Here is a 3,463-nt window from a genome sequence, read left to right on the forward strand (position 1 = left end):
GCCGTGGTGCGAGGCTACGGGGGCGGGTGCGCAGATCGCAGGGTCTTTCGTCACTCACATGGCGCGCGTGATCGGTGGAAACACCTGTGTGGGCGGCGGTTATCGTCACGCGGGTCGGTGGTGGTGCGGGGTGGTGGCCGGGTGGTTGGGGTAGGTTTTCGGCCGTCAGTTCGTCGTGCGTCGGAAGGACCGCTGTGGCCCCCAGTATCGCCACCAATGATCGGGTCGAGTTCCCGGAGCTGTTGGAGTTCGTGCGTCCGCGTCATCGTGCGTTGCTGGTGACGGAGCGGGCGTCGGGTCGTCCGCAGATCTCGCCGGTGACGTGCGGGGTGGACGGGCAGGGGCGGATCGTGGTGTCGACGTATCCGGAGCGGGCGAAGGCGGTGAACGTGCGCCGGTCGGGCCGGGTGTCGGTGTGCGTGCTCTCGGATGAGTTCAACGGTCCGTGGGTGCAGGTGGACGGTTCGGCGGAGGTGGTGGATCCGCCGGAGAGCGTGGAGCCGCTGGTGGAGTACTTCCGGTGCATCTCGGGTGAGCATCCGGATTGGGACGAGTACCGGGAGGCGATGCGCAAGCAGGGCAAGTCGCTGATCCGAGTGTCGATCGAGTCGTGGGGCCCGATCGCGACGGGTGGTTTTCCGGCGCGGTTGGCGGAGTGAGCAGGTTCCGGACGTGAGTGACGCCCAGGGCTTGCTGGGGGTCCAAGCCCTGGGCGTCCTTCGCCGCACGAGGGGGAGGTGCGGCGGCGATCATCATCGTAACTCATCGCATCGGCTCGGTCACCCTCCGTGCTGACTTTTTCGGGTGCCGGTGGGGTCAGGAGGTTCCGGCGCCGGTTTCGAGGGCGGGCCTGATCTGGAAGGTGAGCTGGTCGCCGGAGGTGTCGACCTCGACGCGTTGTCCTTCGCCGAGCTTGCCTTCGAGGAGCAGTTCGGAGATGGAGTCGTCGACTTCGCGTTGGATGGTGCGTCGCAGCGGGCGGGCGCCGTAGTCGGGTTGGTGGCCGTGTTCGGTGATCCAGTCGACGGCGGCGTTGCTGAAGTCGACTTCGATGTCCTGGGTGCCGAGGCGTTCGCGGGTGTCGCCGAGCAGCAGTTCGGTGATGCGGTGCAGCTGGTCGGTTTCGAGCCTGCGGAACATGACGACTTCGTCGATGCGGTTGAGGAATTCGGGCCGGAACGCGTCGCGGAGTCGTGCCATGAGGCGGTCGCGGGCGGGTTCGTCGGCTTGTTCCTGGCCGCGGCTGGAGAAGCCGAGGACTCCGGAGCGTTGCGAGATGATGTCGGAGCCGAGGTTGCTGGTCATGATCAGCACGGTGTTGCTGAAGTCGACGGTGCGGCCTTGGCCGTCGGTGAGGCGGCCGTCGTCGAGGACTTGCAGCAGGGTGTTGAACACGTCGGGGTGGGCCTTCTCGATCTCGTCGAGGAGGATGACCGAGTAGGGGCGGCGGCGGACGGCTTCGGTGAGTTGGCCGGCTTCGCCGTAGCCGACGTAGCCGGGTGGGGAGCCGACCATGCGGCTGGCGGTGTGGGCTTCTTGGAATTCGCTCATGTCCAGGCGGACCATGCGGTCCTGGTCGCCGAAGAGGGATTCGGCCAGCGCCCGGGCGAGTTCGGTCTTGCCGACGCCGGTGGGTCCGAGGAACAGGAAGGTGCCGACGGGCCGGTTGGGGTCGCCCATGCCGGTGCGGGAACGGCGGACGGCGCGGGCGATGGCGTGGACGGCTTCGTCCTGGCCGACGACGCGCTTGTGCAGTTGTTCTTCGAGGTTGAGCAGGCGGGTCTTCTCCTGCTCGGTGAGTTGGGTGGCGGGGATGCCGGTGGCGCGGGAGACGACGTCGGCGATCTCTTCGCGGCCGACGACGGGGATGCCGCCGCCGCCTTGGCGTTGGGACCGGATCCGTTCGCGGACCGCGACGATCTCGTCGCGGAGGTTGGCGGCGCGTTCGTAGTCCTCTTCGGCGATGGCTTGGGCCTTGTCGCGGCTGAGTTCGTCGTTGCGCTGTTCGAGTTCGCGCAGGTCGGTGTCGGGCGTTCCGGTGCGCAGCCGTTTGCGGGCGCCTGCCTGGTCGATGAGGTCGATGGCCTTGTCGGGCAGGAACCGGTCGGTGATGTAGCGGTCGGCGAGTTCGGCGGCGGCGCGGATGGCGTCGTCGTGGAACCGGACCTGGTGGTGGGCTTCGTAGCGGTCGCGGAGGCCGCAGAGGATGCGTTCGGTGTCGGCGACGCTGGGTTCGTCGACGGTGATGGGCTGGAAGCGGCGTTCCAGCGCGGCGTCCTTCTCGATGTTGGTGCGGTATTCGTCGAGGGTGGTGGCGCCGACGACGTGCAGTTCGCCGCGGGCGAGCTTGGGTTTGAGCATGTTGCCCGCGTCGACGGCGCCGTCGGAGCCGCCTGCGCCGACGACGGTGTGCAGCTCGTCGATGAAGATGATCAGCCGGTCGCGGTTCTTGCTGATCTCGTCGAGGAGTTTGTTCATGCGTTCTTCGAAGTCGCCGCGGTAGCGGGTGCCTGCGACGACGCCGGAGAGGTCGAGTTGCACGACGCGCTTGTCCTGGAGCACGTCGGGCACTTGGCCGTCGACGACGCGTTGGGCGAGGCCTTCGACGACGGAGGTCTTGCCGACGCCGGCTTCGCCGATGAGCACCGGGTTGTTCTTGGTGCGGCGGGAGAGCACTTCGATGGTCTGCTCGATCTCCTCGTCGCGGCCGATGACGGGGTCGAGGCCGCCGTCGCGGGCCTTGGTGGTGAGGTCCTGGCCGAACTGCTCCAGGGTGGGGGTGCTGCTGGTCTCGGCGGTGTCGGGCCGCGGCTGCGCCGGGTCGGCGGGGCCTGCCTGCAGCGATTCGAGGGTGACGTGGGCGGCGGCGAGGATGCGCCCGGCCTGCGATTCGGGGTTGGCGGCCAGCGCGAGCAGCAGGTGGTCGGGGCCGATGTAGGAGGCGCCGACGGCGCGGGCGATCTGGTGCGATTCGAGCAGGGTGCGCTTGGCCGCGGGGGTCAGCGCGGGTGGTTGTTCGACGGCGTCGCCGGTGGGCAGCTGCTGTTCGATGCGCTGGGCGAGCGGGTCGGGGTCGGCTCCGGCGCGTTCCAGCATGGCGCGGGTGGTTTCGGAGCGGGTGGCGGCCCACAGCAGGTGGTGGGTGTCGAGGTCGCGGCCGCCGTGTTCGACGGTGAGGCGGGCGGCGTTGGCCACCAGGTCTTGGGCGTGCCTGCTCATCAGGCGGGTGAGGTCGACCCGTTGGGGCTGGTTCGGGCCGTCGCCACCGGAGAGGTAGCGGGCCAGGAAGTCGTCGAAGGGGCTCGAACCGAACCCTCCGGAGCCGAAGAAGCCGGTCATGGTCACCTCTCTCGTCCGTGAAACTCCTCGTTGTCTTCCCGCGGGTCTCGTCGGCTCAAACACGCGTGCGCGGTGGTGGCATTCCGCGGTATGCGGCTCGTCACGGAGCGGCGGGGGTGGGTGG

General features: G+C 68.7%; 2 protein-coding genes. One reads left to right on the forward strand and one right to left on the reverse strand.

Annotated features, from left to right (window positions below; translation table 11 throughout):
* The first annotated feature begins 194 nt into the window (after nt 1-194).
* A complete protein-coding gene (locus LCD33_RS28400) occupies nt 195-659 on the forward strand; it encodes a PPOX class F420-dependent oxidoreductase (RefSeq protein ID WP_224963251.1) in 465 nt (154 codons plus the stop codon).
* Nucleotides 660-816: 157 nt separating this feature from the next.
* Here the strand turns inward: LCD33_RS28400 and LCD33_RS28405 are convergent, their stop codons facing one another.
* Nucleotides 817-3,339, reverse strand: coding sequence for an ATP-dependent Clp protease ATP-binding subunit (locus tag LCD33_RS28405; RefSeq protein WP_224963254.1), 2,523 nt, complete (start codon nt 3,337-3,339; stop codon nt 817-819).
* Nucleotides 3,340-3,463 lie beyond the last annotated feature (124 nt).

Source organism: Saccharopolyspora sp. 7B (genome assembly GCF_020177435.1).
GTDB lineage: Bacteria > Actinomycetota > Actinomycetes > Mycobacteriales > Pseudonocardiaceae > Saccharopolyspora_C > Saccharopolyspora_C gregorii.